Source organism: Vagococcus carniphilus (assembly GCF_014397115.1).
Taxonomy (GTDB): Bacteria; Bacillota; Bacilli; order Lactobacillales; family Vagococcaceae; genus Vagococcus; species Vagococcus carniphilus.
Genome location: NZ_CP060720.1, coordinates 210,503 through 228,095, shown reverse-complemented (window position 1 = coordinate 228,095; position 17,593 = coordinate 210,503). Strand labels below are relative to the sequence as shown.

The following is a 17,593-nucleotide window of genomic DNA, read 5'->3' as shown; positions in this document are numbered from 1 at the left end:
TTAATTTGTTATTCACTTAGCATTCTATCAATAGTTAATCGTCTTTGCAAGTGGCTTTACGACTCAAGTTATGCTTCTTTGCGATTGTATAAACTGTTTTTTCACTTACATCTGTTCTTAAGGCAATATCTTTAATTCTTAGTTTTTTATTTTTGTATAATCTCAATATTTGTCGTTCTTTCTGATAACTTATTTTAGGTCTTCCTAGTGGTTTATCAGTTCTTGCTAATGCCTCTTTCGTTCTAATACTGATATTCTCAGCTTCAAATTCAGCTATTCCTGCAAGAACAGTATAAAATAATCTTCCTGATGGTGAGCTCGTATCAATTGATTCTTGAATGCTTTTGAGATATATACCTTTCTCGCTTAGCTCACTCATTAGATTCACCAATTGTTTAGAAGACCTACTTAATCGTGACAGATTATAAATTAGTAAAGTATCTCCTTTTTCTAAAGAGCTTAAAGCTTTTTTCAATTCTGTTCTATCTTCTTTTCTTCCACTGATTTTTTCTGAATATACTTTATTTGGTTCATAATATTCAAACGCTTTTAATTGAACTTCCAATCCCAAATCTTGTCCCATCGTACTTGTTCTTGCATATCCTACCACTTTATTATTCATGTTAAAACACTCCTTTCATTGTTATTTTATTTATTCATTGTATTTACTGATTATTTTTTAACAACTACTTTACTTTTCTAAGAATAGGCTTTAATTAACTATTTCTATCTAACATATCAATCCTTTTATTAACCTTTATATGATATCCAAATTTTAATATAACTTTCATCGTTGTTATAATTAAAGTATAGTAACTTTCATATAATTAAGCAATTTTGAACAACATAAAAAATAAGGAGGTCATTTATGACAGAAGGAAGCAATCAAGGTTTGCTTGTCATCGTAGCCATTATTATATTTGGAATATTTGTAGCCATTAGCTATTTACTGTTTCAAGATAAATTACATGTTGGCTTATCAGAAATTTTCGAGGATGGATTAGAACAAGCTAGTGATACTTTAAATAATACTAGCAATATTAAATCTGAAAGAGAAGATGAGACGTATATCTACGCTAAAATTAGAGAAGCTAGTCCTGAAAAAAATGAAACTGAAATATGGGTACAGGCAGAAAAATTAAAAAATGGAACATTAGAAATTATCAAATCTAGTATTAAAGATGCCGATTATAGTTCTGGATTCAAAGAAATGACAGGTGATTTAATATTACCTGATAAAATTGACGGAAAAAAAATTACGATTATAGGTTATGGTGCCTTTAGATTTTCGAAATTCAACGGCAATTTAAAACTCCCTGTTAATTTGATTACTGTTGAAGAGATTGCATTTTATGATTCACTCTTTATTGGAACTCTCAGTTTACCAAACTCATTAAAAGGCATTGACAGACATTCTTTTACAAAGGCTTTATTTACAGGAACTTTTGATTTAAAGAATCTAAATTATATTCAAGCATATGCTTTTCTTGATACAAATTTTGATAGAGTCGTTAATGACAATATCGGAATATCTAATGACTCTAACGAAGAACGCCCTACAAAAGGAATACATAAAAAATCAATTAGAATGGTTAATGGTAGTTATTATCATGGAAAAAAATAGTATTACTATGAATTATCTGAATCAGAAATGGTTCAGATATTTTTAGAAAATATAAGATGGATACTTTAGTAGATTATCATTTTGAATGGATAGTTATGAGAGGGATAGTTTAAAGAAATCCAATTATTTTTTTATAATATTTTAACCCTACATCATCCCTACTTTCTATGTTACATTAATTTTTCACAGTCCATTCAGAAACCCTACACTTAAAAACAGTCTACTTTATAGACAGAATCATTTTAATTTGTGTATGAATAATTCAAATTGACAAATATTTGAGGTGGTTTCCCTAATGATAACTTTAGGCAAAACTTTTAAGATAACTTTCAACGAACTTTTCAAGTTTTTATCAAAAAGCTTAATACAGCAAGGGAAACCCTCATGAGTATCAAAAAAAATACAATACCCTATAAAAAATTAAAATTTTATCCTTATCATAATTTTCTAAATAAATGGATAGTTTGGTCTTCAACTAATCATGTGAGAGGGATAAAAAAATTGGAGGAAAGGAATGAAACATAAAACAAATATCAGAGCGATAAATAGTGAAGAACTTTTACAAATAATTGATAACTCTAGTGGAATCTATGAATCAACACTTGTAAAACTACTACAATGTAATCGCATCAGTTTAGAAAGTCGTTTAAATACCTTAGAAAAAAATGAATTAGTATCTAAAAAGAAAATCAATAAAAAATTTTACTACACTAAAAAATACGATATCAACAACATATTGAATTTTGATTTACAAGCAGATGCTACTCAAAACTTATTAGGTAGGTCATTATATACAGAGCATAACCAAATTATTGATGATAATAATGAAAAGAAATTATTTTTAGAATTATTTAGTTCCACTCATCAAAGAAACGAATCTATTATAAATAAAGCTAATGAATTATTAAATAAAACAAATTCTTCTAAACAAGATTATTTTCAACAATTCTTTTCGTTCTATACGTTCAAAGTTCCAATAATCATTTCAAGTATGATTAATACTAATGACTTTTATCGTACAGTAAGCCTAGATAATATTGAATTATTAGCTATTAAATCAGAAGAACAGATTCTAAAAGTAACTGAAAAGTTAAAAGATTTAACCTATGTCAGTAACTTTGAAAAGAACAACTTTATTAGAGAGGACATTCTTCTCTATGTTCAAGAGTTGAATAGTACTTATTATTTTTCTAAAAGTAATGGTAAGTATACTTTGAATGAAATAAAAGATATTATTGATTTTATTTACTACCTATCTAATTATTCTGTCTCTGAAAAAACTGTTTATTTCTCTAATAATAAGAAGAAATTTAAAGAAATGTACCACTTATATTTAAAAAGTAGTGAGAATAAAAAAAAGTTTGATACACGTAAGAAGTCTATTTAATTTTTTAAGAATACAAAAAAAGTAATTTACTAAAGATGACTAAGCACATCTTTGGTAAATTACTTTTAATTATATGCCATAACGCCTAAGTCACATAAATGATTCTTAGAACGCGATGTCTATGGGCTATAACCGACACCTTTCCTTTATTAATCTATCATATCATACTTAGAAAATATTCTAAAGTAAAAAATTAAATAGTATTTAAAGATTTTTCTAAAAATTTAAAAATCTTTTTTAATTTTTTATGATTATAATAATATTTTGAATTTAATTTTGCTCTACATAAAAAACTTTTTATTTCTTTTCTTCTAGAATACACCATCTTCTCACTATTAATATATTCTTTATATAAAATTACCAAACAAAAAATATCATGTATTTTAGTATGTTCTAGCAATGCAATATATTGCGAATGTTCTTTTCTATTACTTGGACTACTAATATTAAGTGAAGTTAAATATCCTTTAACATTAGAAGAAACAGTTAAACTACCAGAATGAATTTTATTAGAAATATTCATTATTATTGGTCTATTGTGGGAAGAAGCATTTCTAATTCTCTTAATCATAATTAGCAATTCATTAGCATTCTTATAATAAAGATAATTATTTTTGTGGGAAGTTACATAAAATTCAATAAAAGCAACAAGTTGACCAAAACTAAGTTTTTCAATCAAAACCCATGCAGGTACTCTACTTTTCTTAAAATACTTACTAGATAATTGATATTCATAATCATTTGAATCATGGACTTTAAATATTGTTCTTGAAAGAATATCATTATAAAATTTAGGTATGTATTTACTACCATAACGCTTTTGTAAAACTAATTGGTGCTGATTAAATTTTTTTCTCTCATAATTGTCAAACTCTGTAACTATTGAATATCCATCTTCTGTACTATCCGTGATATCATTTATTAATGATTTTTTTAAACTATGTTCTATATCAAGACATAATTTATTAAACAATTGTCTCATACGCATATCTATAATTGATAAATCATACAAATGAGCAAAATCTAAGTCTACATACTTATTGCTAGACGTTTTTCTAAAATTTCTTTTGTAGCAAGTTAATTTATAATAATAACTATTTTTTTCTAATATTTCATATGCTGCATCTTCAGATATGAAATTAAACTTTATGTCTTTCGTCTTTAAATGTGAAATTTGGTCTTTCCTAGCTAATTTCATTCCGATACCACCATCTTATTTATTACCAATAATTATACATGACGAAAACATATTTCTCAATTATATAAAATAGTGATTATACAAATCAACTCACTATCAATTTAATGGGTTAAAATCGTCTAAACTTTCCTTTATTTGCTCATCTTCAATCCCTATATATCTGAGAGTTATCGCTTGGCTGCTATGATTGAGAATAGTCATAAGTGTCGGTAAGTCCTTAGTTTTCTGATAGTAGGCATAGCCAAAAGTTTTCCGCATTGTATGAGTCCCTATATAATCAAGTTCTAAGTCTTTTGCAACCTTTTGCATGATTTTATAGTACTGATGTGTTGCAAGCGGTTTAGTGTTATCTCTAGGACTTGGAAACAACCATTCGCTCTCTCCATCATGTTCTTGCTTAAGATAAATAATAATTTGATTAGTTAATTGCATTAGATTCAACGTTCTCTTTTTATTGGTCTTAATCTCAATGATATTTGTCTCGACTCTATTCTGAACATCAGATACCTTTAAGTTTAGAATATCTGAAATCCTAAGCCCTGTGAAGATACCGATGCAAAATATTAAATAATCTCTCTCAGGATGTTTTGTTTGTCTCAGTTCTTCAGTAAATGTTTTTAAAATTTGTTTCTCTTTTATCGGTTTGACATTAATTATTTTTCGTGTCATAACACTCCTCCCTGTAACAATTTATTAAGGATACTTTTATATAGTTTTTACACCATACACTCCATTCACTTATCTACTCCACTTAGAACATTGGTGTATCAACATTCTAAATGGACAGAAAGAAAATTAGTATCCATAATTTCGTTATAGCAAGTATTTATATTAATTTCAAATTTGAGTATTTTTATTTAATATTATTTTTTAATTCGATTTCAAGTGACTTAAGTTTATTAGAACGAAAACCTGTTGCTAATTTAGCACGTTCCCAATCAAATTTCAATAAGTTCTCTAATGCTGATACTTGCTTAGAGATACTGGTGTCATTTTTAAATATATCTAATACTTTCTTATCAATACTATTATCAGATGGTAAAGGATTTAGATTGGCTAAAACAATACTTTTACACTTTTGATGCCTTTTCCCACCTTTTTCAAGGTCATTTTCCCTTAACGTAATTAATACTTTTCTTAAACTACTTCTCCATTCTCTCCTATCTTTCGATGTATACTCTAATTTTTTTGTATGAAAATATGAAAATATCGTCCAAGTTAATGTTAATATGGTTGCTAGACCTAAAAGTAATTTAACACTTTGTTCTAGTACTTTTGGATTAACTTTTAGTGAGTTAATAAATACACTAATAACAAGTAAAAATAAAGTTGCAAAAATCAATAGGAATGAACTAAATATAATTACACGTTTCATTTTAATTTCCACTAATTTCCCCCTCTTTTCCGATGAATAAATTTTTCTAATATGTTAATCTATTAAACATATCATCAATAACACCTTCATTATTATCTACATTATCAGTGTATCTTTCCTCGTACTCATATTCATATTCAGGTTCATTTACTTCATTTATTTCATACCTTATTCTTTCATACACTTCGTTTGAAATTTCATTTAATAATTCATCAACTACCTCTTCTTTTATTTGTTCTTTCTCCTCATCATTTTCAAAGAAAGAATCATTTATGAAAACAAAATATTTATCTACAGTTTCAGCAAGTATATCACTAGCTTCTGTTAGCATTACATCTTTTATTGCATCTATATTATCTTCGACAAGTAGATATTGAGGTTCTTCAAAGAACAAATTTCCATAAAGATTCCCCCATGATTCATCTATAATTGATTCATAATCAGAAGCTAATTCCCATTCTAGTGTAAGAGGTAATTCTTCAAAGAATACATTTTTAAGTTTGTGACTGTAAGGTGTTTTCTTTATTAATATACAAGCAGTTTTAAAATCAATAATTGTTATATAATTTTCAAAAAAATTTTCTTCCAATAAAATACTGTCAAGTTGATAAAATTCAAAAAACGACTCTGTTAGTAGTTTGGTCAATACCTCGCTAAATTTTTCAATTGACGGTATATCTGACACATCCTTTATACTACATAAAGAGAGATGTACATTTTCTATTAGAGATTCATCCAATATTTGGTTATTTATTAATTCTTCCAAATAATAATAATAGATACTCCCTTCCATACTTTTTAATTTATTGAATCCTTTGTTATATAAGAATTTACGAATTAAATCATTTTCTGTATCTAGTCTATTTATATTGCTAATTTGTTCATAATAATTAGAGTAATTAACAATGTTTGCTAACTCAATTGGATTCAAACTAATGCTTTTTTGAATATAATCATTAATTGAGGGGTTTAAAACAGATATAAAAATTTTCTTTCTTTTTTTAGAATATGATTGTATAAGCAATGATTTTGTGAGCCTAACTAACACAGTCTCAAAATTATTAATTGTTGTATCAATATTATCAAGTTTCTTTATCCTATTATTGAATGCAATTTTTAAAACTTCTTTATTAACTTTAGTATCACTCAACGAATATAAAGTATTCATAAAAATTCTGTCAATCTTATCTAATCTATTCTCAAATTCATCCTTCCATACATCTTCTGGATTGTCTAATCGCCCTATAATAAAGCTAAAATATTCATTAGGTTCTACAAATTCGAGATTTCTTGAATTCGTAACAAATTCCATAATACGTGGATTATAATTTTTATGGTTTATAATTTCTTTATACTGTTTGTTGTAATAAATAGTTTTACAATATTTTTTCCCTATATTATTAAAATACAAATGATTATACAGTATCTTAGCTTTTTCAAGTACAGTTATCTGATTTAAATCAATTGTATATTTTTTTAAGTCATAATTTTCAAAAGTATTTTGAAAAATTTGTGATTTGTAAAAAGCCTCATTAAATATTGTAATTCTAGAATTTAATATAATCTTTTTATTTTTACTTCTAATTATTTTTGACAATAACGTTTTCAACTCATTTGGCTGTTTATCATCTAATTTTAAATAGTGTTGTCCTAAAAAATCGTCTAATAAAATTACTTCAGAGGTACTTTTTTCATATAAGGATTGTTTAATTTTCCCAATATCATTACTAGAAACATAACGAATACTGTATCCTTTATTCACATAATACAATAGTAACATTTCAGAAATTGTACTCTTACCTACTCCTGGTGCTCCTAGTAGAATTAAAGCATTATATTTTTCAAATATTTTTAATGAATCATGAAAAGCCTTTGTATCAACGTAAAGCTCTTTCTTTTTTTCTATACTATCAAGAAGTTCTTCAGAGTCTACTAATATATCATTTTCCAACATCAGTTCCAAAACATTAGTAGCATTTAACCAAAGTTTAAAATTTTTTCTAACTATATCTGTATTATTTTCATCTGCTAAAAATTTATCTATATCTTCTTTCCCCCACACATGGGAAGTATCTAGCATATATTTTTTAAATATCTTTACAATATCCTGTTTATTTCTTAATGTCAGACTATTACTCGTCATTACATAGTATTTTTCAATTGTCTCTATTTTTTTTATTTTTTCCAACTCTTTATTTAAAGAAGTCATCAAGCTACTTGTAGAACTTTTAGAGTAATGCTTTACTTGAATTATTTCTTTTTTTTCTTTATCGCAAATATCTATACCACCATCACGTCCAGCTGAAAAGGTAAAATATTCACGTTTATTTCCTTTAAATTTTTGAAAAATATCTCTACAGAGTAGTTCAAATTCATAATCATTTAACATTGTATAATCAAACATTTTAACTTCCTCTTTCTAAACCTTATTTCTTTATTTTAATTAACCAAATAACCTACTAGTTAAAGTATAGTCCATAGATGTATTAATCGCTAGAATCATTACAGATAACTTTCTTCGTAATTTTTATAATCTTAGTTGTATATTTTTTTATTTTAAAGGTATACTGACTTCAGTATTGAACTCTAGCTCGCAAATCTAGGAGGAAATACGAATGGCAATAATTAAAACAAAGAATGGAACTTATAGGTTGAGAATGTACAGGTCGAAAGAAGTTCAAGAAATAACAAAAGAACCAAAACTATTTGAAAAAACATTTAAAACAAAAAGAGAAGCACGAGAAGCTGAAAAGAATTTTAATATAAACACTTTTAATATTCTAAATGATTATATAGAAGAAAATTCAGACGATATTCTTTTCAAAGATTTTTATAACGATATTTGGCTAGATGATTATATTGATGGTCACCTTTCAACTAGAACAACTGCTCCAACAATGGCGACTATCAAAGGAACTAAAGATATTTTTAGAATACATATACTTCCAATACTTGGGGACTATTCATTAAATGAGCTGAACGAAAATAAAAGTTTAGTTATAAAAAAGATGAAGAGAAAATCTATAGAATACGCTAACTTTAAAATTATTAGAAGCTACGTTAATTCGATTTTTGATTGGGCTGAAGAACTTGAGTATATTGATAGGAATAACTTAACTAAATCATTATCTAGAATTCGTTCAGTGAAGAAAGAGCATTTAAACTCAGCTAAAAAAGAAGAAGATTTATATTTAACGAAAACACAGTTACAGGAATGGGTTAAAGCTTTTGAATATGACTATAAAAACGACTTACTACCTATGCAAGACTATCTACTTTTTATTCTCACTTTAATTCTTGCAGATAGAAAATCAGAAACATATGCTTTAAAGTGGAAAAATATTAATTTTGAGACCTCTCAAATCACAATCAATAAAACACTTGATAAATTTGGAAATGAAAAAAATACAAAAGGTAATAAGAATACTATATTTTCAATGTCTAGAGATACCTTATCTTTACTAGAAAAATGGAAACAAGTTCAGCAAACAGTTTTAGGTGATTTAGGAATTAAGCAAAGTAAGGAACAATTATTATTTACCTTTAAAGACAATAAAGGTAACCTGAACCAACCATTACACATTGATTATTTAAATTATCGTATGAATTCAGTTAAAAGGAGACATCCTTACCTTGAAAAAGCTTCTCCTCATAAATTAAGACATACAGCTGCAACGCTTGCTAAGCAAGGTGGTATGTCTTTAAATGCGATTTCAGAAGCTTTAACTCATAGTGATACTAATGTTACAAAATTTTATATTAATGCTCCCGACATCATAAATGAGCCTTTAGGAGAGACTTTGATTGATTTTTAATGTTATTTAAAATCTGAATGGTGGCAATTTTTGTTTCAGAAAACAACAAAAAAACTCCCAGATATACACCTGAGAGTTCTTGAAAAACCACTTGTAACAAGGGTTTAACGTTTTGAGAATTGACTTGCTTTTCTTGCTTTTTTCAAGCCTGGTTTTTTACGTTCAACCATACGAGCGTCACGAGTTAACAATCCTGCACGTTTAAGAGCTGGACGGAAATCTGGATCTACTTGTAAAAGAGCACGAGAAATACCGTGGCGAGTTGCGCCAGCTTGTCCTGCGTATCCACCACCGTTAACGTTAACTAATACGTCATATGCGCCTTTAGTTTCTGTTAATACTAGTGGTTGCATGATTACTTCACGTAAATCAGCATGTGGAATATATTCTTCAATGTCTTTATTGTTCATAACGATTTTTCCTGTACCTGGTACTAAGCGTACGCGAGCTACAGATTTTTTACGACGGCCTGTGCCTAAATATTGTACTTTAGCCAATGAAATTCCCTCCTTAAATTAAGTTAGTGATATCTAATACTTCTGGTTGTTGTGCTGCGTGTTTGTGTTCTGCTTCACCGTATACGAATAATTTAGAACCTTGTTTACGTCCTAACGTATTTTTTGGTAACATTCCTTTGATAGAAGTCTCAACTAAACGACGAGAGTTTTTATCGCGTAATTCACCAGCAGTAATTGATTTTAAACCACCTGGGTATTGGCTGTGACGGTAATAAATCTTGTCACTTTCTTTATTTCCAGTTAATTTGATTTTGTCAGCATTGATTACAATGACATAATCACCAGTGTCTACGTGTGGTGTGAATGTTGGTTTATTTTTTCCACGTAAAATTGATGCTACTACAGTAGATAGACGACCTAAAGGAATATCTGTCGCATCTACTACATACCATTTACGATCGATTTCGCCAGCTTTGGCCATATATGTTGTACGCATGGTTTTTTTCCTCCAATTTATGTTCTTGATGTTTGGCATTACATAATAAGTTTCCGGGGCTCACCATGTTGTGGTCAAACAATACCATCTAACATATTATCGTGATTCCCTTGATATGTCAATAAAATTCATCACATTTTTTCAATTTTCTTCAAATTAATCATAGGAGACATTCATTAGGAAAAGCCCTTCAGGATGCGCAGTTGGTCCTGTCATTTTCTTGTCTTGATTCTCTAAAGCAATCTTTATCGCATCTACGGGTAACTGTCCATTACCGATTTTTAGAAGCGTTCCGACAAGCATTCGAACCATTTTGTATAAAAAGCCATTTCCTCTAAAAATAAAACGCAGCTCTGTCTCACTCACTTCTTCGATGATTACTTCATAAACATTTCTTGTTTTATCTTCGACTGAGCTACCAGTTGCGCAAAACACGCTAAAATCGTGCTCTCCTTCAATATCTTTTGCTGCTTGCCTCATTATCCCTAAATCCAAATCATAGCGGTAATGAGCCGAATAGAGGCGTTTAAATGGATCTCTCGTATGACCAATATCTAAATGATAGTGATAAATCTTTTCTTTTGCCAAATATCTGGCATGGAATGTTTCTTCTACCTCTTCTACTGACAGAAAACAAATATCATCTGGTGTTTGAGTATCTAAAGCAAAACGAAACTTTTCAGCCTCTCTTTTATGAGGATAATCAAAGTGAATAACTTGTCCCTTCGCATGAACGCCAGAGTCTGTTCGACCTGATGGGTGAATCGTAATTGGTTTTCCCCCATTCAACCGTTTTAAGGTTTTTTCAATCGCTTCTTGAATTGTATGGGCATTATTTTGTACTTGAAACCCCGCATAGTTAGTTCCGTCATAGCTAATTACTGCTTTATATCTTGGCATAATCTTTCCTCATTTCTTTAAAAAAGAGGTTAGGACACTTTCCTTTAAGAAAATGCGCCAACCTCTTGTCTTATTCTTATGATCTTACAAATACTAATAGGGCTGTTAGTAAAGCAAATGTTATGACAACCATTGTGTCTTTGCCTTGCCAATGAAGCACACGGTATTTTGTTCTACCGTCTCCTCCTTGATACCCTCTTGCTTCCATTGCAATCGCTAAATCTTCTGCACGGTTAAAACTGCTAACAAATAACGGAATTAATAACGGCACGATTGCTTTCATTTTTTGCATTAAGTTTCCTTCACCAAAATCTACACCACGAGCACGTTGCGCATTCATAATCTTTTCTGTTTCATCCATCAACGTTGGGACAAAACGTAAAGCAATTGAAAGCATCAAAGAAATTTCATGAGCTGGGAATTTAACAACTTTTAACGGGCGAAGTAAATACTCAATCGCATCAGCCAATGATAATGGCGGTGTCGTTAAAGTTAGCAAGGTTGACATGAAAATAATCAATACAAAGCGAATAAAGATGTACGCACCATTTTGTACGCCGAATTCACTAATTGTAAATATTCCCCATTTGAAATACACTTCTCCCCCTTGAGAAAAGAGCACTTGAAGAATAACCGTAAAAAGAATCAACCAAATTAAAGGTTTAACTCCCTTGATAAAAAACTTCAAACTAATTTTTGATAGAAAAATAGCAAATAATGTAAAAGCAAACATCACACCAAAAGATAGGAAGTTATTACACAAGAAGATAATACCAATAAAATAGAAACTGGCAACTAACTTAGATCTTGGGTCTAAATTATGAACAAAAGAATCTCCTGGAATGTAACGACCTAAAATCAGTTTATTCATCATGAGCGTCACCTGCTTTCAAATCACGAGCTAGCTCATCAGCTAATTCACTTGCCGTTAATGGTAATTGAGAAAACTCGTAACCTTTTCCCATTAATTCAAATGCAAAATTAGTAGCTGTTGGAACGCCTAACTGTTTTTCTTTTAGCCAAGTCACATCAGAGAAAATTTCTCGCGGATGACCTTTTTTATGAATTTTTCCTTTTTCAAGAACAACCATATAATCAGCATACTCTGCTACGTCATCCATTAAATGAGTCACTAGGATAATGTTGATTCCTTTTTCCTTATGTAGACGGTAAAACATATCCATCATGTCTTTTCGACCACGAGGATCAAGTCCTGCTGTTGGTTCATCAAGGATAACCACTTCTGGTTCCATCGCAAGGACTCCTGCAATCGCCACACGACGCATTTGTCCTCCTGATAAGTCAAAAGGCGACTTTTCCATATAAGATTCATCTAAGCCAACTAAATCAAGCATATCTTTGGCTAATTTTAAGCTTTCTTCTTCAGACACACCAAAGTTTTTTGGCCCAAAGGCGATATCTAAAGCAACTGTTTCTTCAAATAATTGAGACTCTGGAAATTGAAATACGATACCCACTTTTTTTCGAATAGGTTTCAAATTTTTATTATTGGTTTCCGGTGTAATCACGCGATCCCCAATCGTCACACTTCCCTTAGTCGGTTTTAATAATGCATTTAAATGTTGTAAAAGTGTGGATTTACCACTCCCTGTATGCCCAACAATGGCTGTATAACTATTAGAAGGAATTTCTAAATTGATATCAAATAAAACACGTTGTTCAAATGGGCTATTAGGTTGGTAGGTAAAATCTACTTGTTCAAACCGGATGTCCATAACCAATCAACCATTCCTTCCTCTGTTAAATAAGTTGCGGGAACGTCAATTCCACGCTCATTTAAAGCTGCTTTTAATTTTTCAGGAAAAGGAACGTCCAATCCTAATTCAATCAGCTCTTCTCCACGAGAAAAAATAGTTGCTGGTGTTCCTTCTTGAATAATCTCACCTTCACGCATCACTAAAACACGATTAGCATGAGCTGCCTCATCAATATCATGTGTAATGGAAATAACAGTCAGATTAGAATCCTCTTTGATTTTTCGAATCGTTTCGATTACTTCTTGTCTACCTTGAGGGTCTAACATCGAAGTCGCTTCATCTAGAATAATCACGTCTGGTCTTAAAGCAATAACGCCTGCAATCGCCACACGTTGTTTTTGTCCACCAGACAGTCTTGCAGGTTCTTTCACCGCAAAGTCACTCATACGAACCTTTTCTAGAGCATCCTTCACACGATTAACCATATCCTCACGAGGAACTCCCTGATTCTCTAATCCAAAAGCCACATCATCTTCAACGGTTGAGCCAACAAATTGATTATCTGGGTTTTGAAAAACCATACCAATCATTTTTCTGACATCCCACAAAGTTTTTTCAGTTACCTTTTCACCTTTAACGAAAATCTCACCTTCATTAGGCATAATTAGACCATTAATCGTTTTGGCTAATGTTGATTTACCAGAACCATTATGGCCAATAAGAGCTACCCATTCCCCAGGGTAGATGTTTAAAGAGACATTACTCAAAGCATTCTTAGTCTCTTCACTGCTATATTTAAATGTTATGTTTTTTAATTCAATTAAAGGAGTCTCCATAAAGCCTCTTCCCTTTTATGTTTATTTTAAAAAAATGTTTCATTCTATTCTTAAATCACTTTAAAAATACAAGGAAACATTTTGTCTTAAGATAAATCCTCATTTATCTTAATCTATATTCAACTAAATAACAATTAAAGCACATTTATCAAGGTATAAAAAAAGCACTTTATATGATGAGCGCATGCCCTCTGTAATGAAACAGAGGACTGCACCGAGCTAGACTCGGAAAAATAAATTTCCAACATCATAACACTCTAAAAGAATCATCTATAAAGTGATGCAACATATATTAAACTAATTCAATAATTACCATTGGTGCTGCGTCTCCGCGACGTTGTCCTTTTTTAAGGATACGTGTGTAACCACCTTGGCGATCTTGGTAACGAGGTCCCAAGTCGTTGAATAGTTTTTGTAAAGCTGTTTCTTGGATGATTGTTTCTTCTGATTCGTCTAAACGAGCTTCTAAGTATTCATTTCTCACAAAAGCTGCAGCTTGACGACGAGCATGAAGATCTCCGCGTTTGCCTAAAGTAATCATTTTTTCAGTAGTTGAACGGATTTCTTTGGCACGAGCTTCAGTTGTTTCAATGCGTTCGTTGATAATTAAATCTGTTGTCAAATCACGTAGCATTGCTTTTCTTTGGCTGCTTGTGCGACCTAATTTACGATAACTCACGTCGTGTTCCTCCTTTAGTCAATTAAATGATTAGTCATCTTGACGTAAGCCTAGTTCTAAATCAGCTAATTTAGCTTTTACTTCTTCAAGTGATTTACGACCTAAGTTACGAACTTTAATCATTTCTGCTTCAGATTTATTAGTTAATTCTTGTAATGTATTGATGCCTGCGCGTTTCAAACAGTTATAAGAACGTACGGATAAATCTAATTCTTCAATTGTTGTTTCCAACATTTTTTCTTTTTGTGTTTCTTCTTTTTCGATCATAATTTCAGCATTTTTAGCTTCGTCAGTTAAGTTAACAAAGATGTCTAAATGCTCAGTCAAGATTTTAGCAGATAAACTGATAGCCTCTTGAGGTGCAATAGAACCGTCTGTCCATACATCCAAAGTTAATTTATCAAAATCATCACGATGTCCCACACGTGTGTTTTCTACTTGGTAGTTTACACGCTTAACAGGTGTGTAGATTGAGTCAACTGGTAAAACACCAATCGGCATATCTTCACTTTTATTTTCATCAGCTTGTACATAACCACGGCCTGGTTTAACAGTTAAACTAGCGCGGAATGTTGCACCTTCAGATACGCTACAGATGAATAAATCTTTGTTCATGATTTCAACATCACTATCAGTAATAATGTCACCTGCAGTCACATTAGCTGGTCCAGTAATATCAATCTCTAAAGTTTTTTCTTCCTCAGCATACAATTTAAGTGCTAAGCCTTTGATGTTTAAAATTATTTGAGTGACATCTTCACGCACTCCTTTGACAGTAGAAAACTCATGTAATACACCATCAATTTGAAGATTTGTGATCGCAGCACCTGGAAGAGATGACAATAAAATACGGCGTAAAGAATTACCTAATGTAGTTCCATAGCCTCTTTCAAGTGGCTCGATGACGAACTTGCCATAATCTCTATCTTCATCAATCTTTGTGATTCTTGGTTTCTCAAATTCAATCATTCTTGTCTATACCCCTTTCAAAACGAAAAGTGTCCTGCTCAATGTCGCTAAAAGTTCTTATCATAAGAATGAACTCACTCACTAAACACGACGGCGTTTTGGAGGGCGGCATCCATTATGAGGAACTGGAGTAACGTCACGAATTGCTGTCACTTCTAAGCCTGTTGCTTGTAATGAACGAATTGCTGCTTCACGACCAGATCCTGGTCCTTTAACAGTTACGTCAACAGTTTTTAAACCATGTTCCATTGCTGCTTTAGCTGCTACTTCTGCTGCCATTTGAGCTGCGAATGGTGTTGATTTTTTACTTCCTTTAAAACCTAATGATCCTGCTGATGACCATGCAATAGCGTTACCATGCACATCTGTCAACATAACGATTGTGTTATTGAAAGTAGAATGAATGTGTGCAATACCAGCTTCGATATTCTTTTTCACACGACGTTTTCTAGATACTTTTTTTGCTACCATGAAGCTTTATACCTCCTTCACTTTAATTCTTATTTTTTCTTGCCAGCGATTGAACGAGCTGGGCCTTTTCTTGTACGAGCATTGTTTTTCGTGTTTTGTCCACGAGTTGGCAATCCACGACGATGACGCATACCTCTGTATGAACCAATTTCCATCAAACGTTTGATGTTTAAGTTCACTTCACGACGTAAGTCACCTTCAACTTTTAATTTATCAATTGCTGCACGAATTGAATCTGTTTGTTCGTTAGTTAAATCGCGTACACGGATTTCTTCTGAAACTCCTGCTTCAGCTAAGACTTGTTGAGAAGTTTTCTTTCCAATTCCGTAAATATAAGTAAGCGAAATAACAACACGTTTATCACGAGGAATATCTACACCTGCAATACGAGCCATACTTCGTTACACCTCCTTTTATCCTTGACGTTGTTTATGTTTTGGGTTTTCACAGATAACCATAACTCGACCTTTACGGCGAATTATTTTACATTTTTCACAAATGGGTTTTACTGATGGTCTTACTTTCATGATTATACCTCCTTGAATTTTACGGAGTACAACTATTTAAAGCGGTAAGTAATACGACCACGTGTTAAATCATACGGAGATAACTCAACCGTTACTTTATCACCTGGTAAAATACGAATGTAATGCATTCTAATTTTTCCAGAAACGTGTGCTAAAATAACATGGCCATTTTCTAACTCGACTTTAAACATTGCATTCGGCAAAGTTTCGACGACTGTACCTTCAATTTCAATCATATCTTCTTTCGCCACAACTAGTACCTCCTTATACATTGTTTGCATCTGACATATGCGACAAATTGACAAAAATAGAACTCAACCTATTTCTTTCCAACTTTTGTATTATAGCATAACTGCATTACAAAATAAAGTTAACTGTGGTATTTTACCATAGTTTAACCTATTCAGCAAGAAAAGGCTTGAGCCTCATAGAATAAATAGATAGCTAGCTTAATGACTAGTTTTGTTTACCAATAATTTTTTCGATGTCAGTAAACACATCTGCAATATCACGATTACCATCAACAGTGTGCATAACACCTTGATTTTCGTAATAAGCTAAAATTGGCTCAGAGTTTTTAATGTTAACTGATAAACGATTTTTAACCGTTTCAGGTTTGTCATCTTCTCTTTGATAAAAATTATGGCCTCCACAACGATCACAAGTTCCTTCCACTTTTGGTGGATTGAATAATTTATGATAAGTTGCACCACAATCTTTACAGATAAAACGACCAGCTAATCGGTCAATTAACACTTCTGATTCGACATGAATGTTTAATACATTGTCAACTTTTTTACCTAAGTCCTCTAAAATTTTATCTAATTCTTCTGCTTGAGCTAGTGTACGAGGGAAACCATCTAACAAGAAACCTTTGTCCGTATCGTCTTGAGATAGACGATCTTTAACAATGCCGTTTGTTACTTCATCTGGTACTAACTCACCTTTGTCAATGTAAGACTTAGCAAGTAAACCTAATTCAGTTTCATTTTTCATTGCATCACGGAACATGTCTCCAGTAGATATATGTGGAATACCATAAGCATCAATTATTCTTTCTGCTTGGGTTCCCTTACCTGCTCCGGGCAATCCCATTAGGATGAGATTCATTTGTTTTCCTCCTTAAGTTCGAGAAAAGTG

The 17,593-nt window shown here is 31.2% G+C and carries 21 protein-coding genes; 3 read left to right on the top strand and 18 right to left on the bottom strand.

The annotated features are described in order from the left end of the window. Positions 1-34: 34 nt before the first annotated feature. Positions 35-622, bottom strand: a complete 588-nt coding sequence (locus tag H9L18_RS01275) for a recombinase family protein (RefSeq protein ID WP_126795953.1) — start codon at positions 620-622, stop codon at positions 35-37. A gap of 246 nt (positions 623-868) precedes the next feature. Here H9L18_RS01275 and H9L18_RS01270 point away from each other — a divergent pair, with 246 nt between their 5' ends. Together H9L18_RS01270 and H9L18_RS01265 are read left to right on the top strand one after the other, a co-directional pair. Beyond that, positions 869-1,624, top strand: a complete 756-nt coding sequence (locus H9L18_RS01270; RefSeq protein ID WP_126795955.1) for a leucine-rich repeat protein — start codon at positions 869-871, stop codon at positions 1,622-1,624. A gap of 514 nt (positions 1,625-2,138) precedes the next feature. Further along, entirely contained in the window at positions 2,139-3,011 is an 873-nt protein-coding gene (locus tag H9L18_RS01265) for a hypothetical protein (protein ID WP_126795957.1), read from the top strand. A gap of 193 nt (positions 3,012-3,204) precedes the next feature. Here the strand turns inward: H9L18_RS01265 and H9L18_RS01260 are convergent, their stop codons facing one another. From H9L18_RS01260 to H9L18_RS01245, 4 genes are all read right to left on the bottom strand, one after another. Beyond that, the gene (locus H9L18_RS01260) at positions 3,205-4,209 is read right to left on the bottom strand and encodes an Abi family protein (protein ID WP_126795959.1); all 1,005 of its coding nucleotides are present in this window, start codon (positions 4,207-4,209) and stop codon (positions 3,205-3,207) included. A 96-nt stretch (positions 4,210-4,305) separates the two neighbouring features. Beyond that, positions 4,306-4,878, bottom strand: a complete 573-nt coding sequence (locus tag H9L18_RS01255) for a tyrosine-type recombinase/integrase (protein ID WP_126795961.1) — start codon at positions 4,876-4,878, stop codon at positions 4,306-4,308. 184 nt (positions 4,879-5,062) lie between these two features. Then, positions 5,063-5,596 carry a hypothetical protein gene (locus H9L18_RS01250; protein ID WP_126795963.1) on the bottom strand — a complete coding sequence of 178 codons (534 nt, stop codon included), beginning with the start codon at positions 5,594-5,596 and terminating at the stop codon, positions 5,063-5,065. A gap of 34 nt (positions 5,597-5,630) precedes the next feature. Next, positions 5,631-7,988: an nSTAND3 domain-containing NTPase gene (locus tag H9L18_RS01245; protein WP_126795965.1), complete on the bottom strand. Its 2,358-nt coding sequence runs from the start codon at positions 7,986-7,988 to the stop codon at positions 5,631-5,633. A 211-nt stretch (positions 7,989-8,199) separates the two neighbouring features. Here H9L18_RS01245 and H9L18_RS01240 point away from each other — a divergent pair, with 211 nt between their 5' ends. Beyond that, a complete protein-coding gene (locus H9L18_RS01240) occupies positions 8,200-9,399 on the top strand; it encodes a tyrosine-type recombinase/integrase (RefSeq protein ID WP_126795967.1) in 1,200 nt (399 codons plus the stop codon). A gap of 104 nt (positions 9,400-9,503) precedes the next feature. Here H9L18_RS01240 and rpsI read toward each other — a convergent pair whose 3' ends face one another. The 13 genes from rpsI to H9L18_RS01175 all read right to left on the bottom strand — a co-directional run bounded on the left by rpsI (position 9,504) and on the right by H9L18_RS01175 (position 17,563). Then, complete coding sequence (gene rpsI, locus H9L18_RS01235) at positions 9,504-9,896, bottom strand: 30S ribosomal protein S9 (RefSeq protein ID WP_086340814.1); 393 nt, start codon at positions 9,894-9,896, stop codon at positions 9,504-9,506. A gap of 13 nt (positions 9,897-9,909) precedes the next feature. After that, complete coding sequence (rplM, locus tag H9L18_RS01230) at positions 9,910-10,353, bottom strand: 50S ribosomal protein L13 (RefSeq protein WP_126795969.1); 444 nt, start codon at positions 10,351-10,353, stop codon at positions 9,910-9,912. Positions 10,354-10,509: 156 nt separating this feature from the next. Further along, positions 10,510-11,253, bottom strand: coding sequence for a tRNA pseudouridine(38-40) synthase TruA (gene truA, locus H9L18_RS01225; protein WP_126795971.1), 744 nt, complete (start codon positions 11,251-11,253; stop codon positions 10,510-10,512). 76 nt (positions 11,254-11,329) lie between these two features. Further along, on the bottom strand, positions 11,330-12,127 hold the full coding sequence (locus H9L18_RS01220; protein WP_126795973.1) for an energy-coupling factor transporter transmembrane component T family protein: 798 nt from the start codon (positions 12,125-12,127) through the stop codon (positions 11,330-11,332). Beyond that, a complete protein-coding gene (locus H9L18_RS01215) occupies positions 12,117-12,989 on the bottom strand; it encodes an energy-coupling factor ABC transporter ATP-binding protein (RefSeq protein ID WP_126796042.1) in 873 nt (290 codons plus the stop codon). Before H9L18_RS01215 ends, H9L18_RS01220 begins: the two co-directional genes overlap by 11 nt. Beyond that, positions 12,965-13,807, bottom strand: coding sequence for an energy-coupling factor ABC transporter ATP-binding protein (locus tag H9L18_RS01210; RefSeq protein WP_126795975.1), 843 nt, complete (start codon positions 13,805-13,807; stop codon positions 12,965-12,967). Before H9L18_RS01210 ends, H9L18_RS01215 begins: the two co-directional genes overlap by 25 nt. A gap of 292 nt (positions 13,808-14,099) precedes the next feature. After that, positions 14,100-14,486, bottom strand: coding sequence for a 50S ribosomal protein L17 (rplQ, locus tag H9L18_RS01205; protein ID WP_126795977.1), 387 nt, complete (start codon positions 14,484-14,486; stop codon positions 14,100-14,102). 30 nt (positions 14,487-14,516) lie between these two features. Then, the gene (locus H9L18_RS01200) at positions 14,517-15,455 is read right to left on the bottom strand and encodes a DNA-directed RNA polymerase subunit alpha (protein ID WP_126795979.1); all 939 of its coding nucleotides are present in this window, start codon (positions 15,453-15,455) and stop codon (positions 14,517-14,519) included. A gap of 81 nt (positions 15,456-15,536) precedes the next feature. Further along, the gene (gene rpsK / locus H9L18_RS01195; RefSeq protein WP_126795981.1) at positions 15,537-15,926 is read right to left on the bottom strand and encodes a 30S ribosomal protein S11; all 390 of its coding nucleotides are present in this window, start codon (positions 15,924-15,926) and stop codon (positions 15,537-15,539) included. A gap of 29 nt (positions 15,927-15,955) precedes the next feature. Then, the gene (gene rpsM, locus H9L18_RS01190; RefSeq protein ID WP_126795983.1) at positions 15,956-16,321 is read right to left on the bottom strand and encodes a 30S ribosomal protein S13; all 366 of its coding nucleotides are present in this window, start codon (positions 16,319-16,321) and stop codon (positions 15,956-15,958) included. 18 nt (positions 16,322-16,339) lie between these two features. Further along, positions 16,340-16,453, bottom strand: coding sequence for a 50S ribosomal protein L36 (gene rpmJ / locus H9L18_RS01185; RefSeq protein WP_071457744.1), 114 nt, complete (start codon positions 16,451-16,453; stop codon positions 16,340-16,342). Positions 16,454-16,485: 32 nt separating this feature from the next. Beyond that, on the bottom strand, positions 16,486-16,704 hold the full coding sequence (gene infA, locus H9L18_RS01180; protein ID WP_071457745.1) for a translation initiation factor IF-1: 219 nt from the start codon (positions 16,702-16,704) through the stop codon (positions 16,486-16,488). A 205-nt stretch (positions 16,705-16,909) separates the two neighbouring features. Beyond that, positions 16,910-17,563 carry an adenylate kinase gene (locus tag H9L18_RS01175; RefSeq protein ID WP_126795985.1) on the bottom strand — a complete coding sequence of 218 codons (654 nt, stop codon included), beginning with the start codon at positions 17,561-17,563 and terminating at the stop codon, positions 16,910-16,912. Positions 17,564-17,593: the final 30 nt, after the last annotated feature.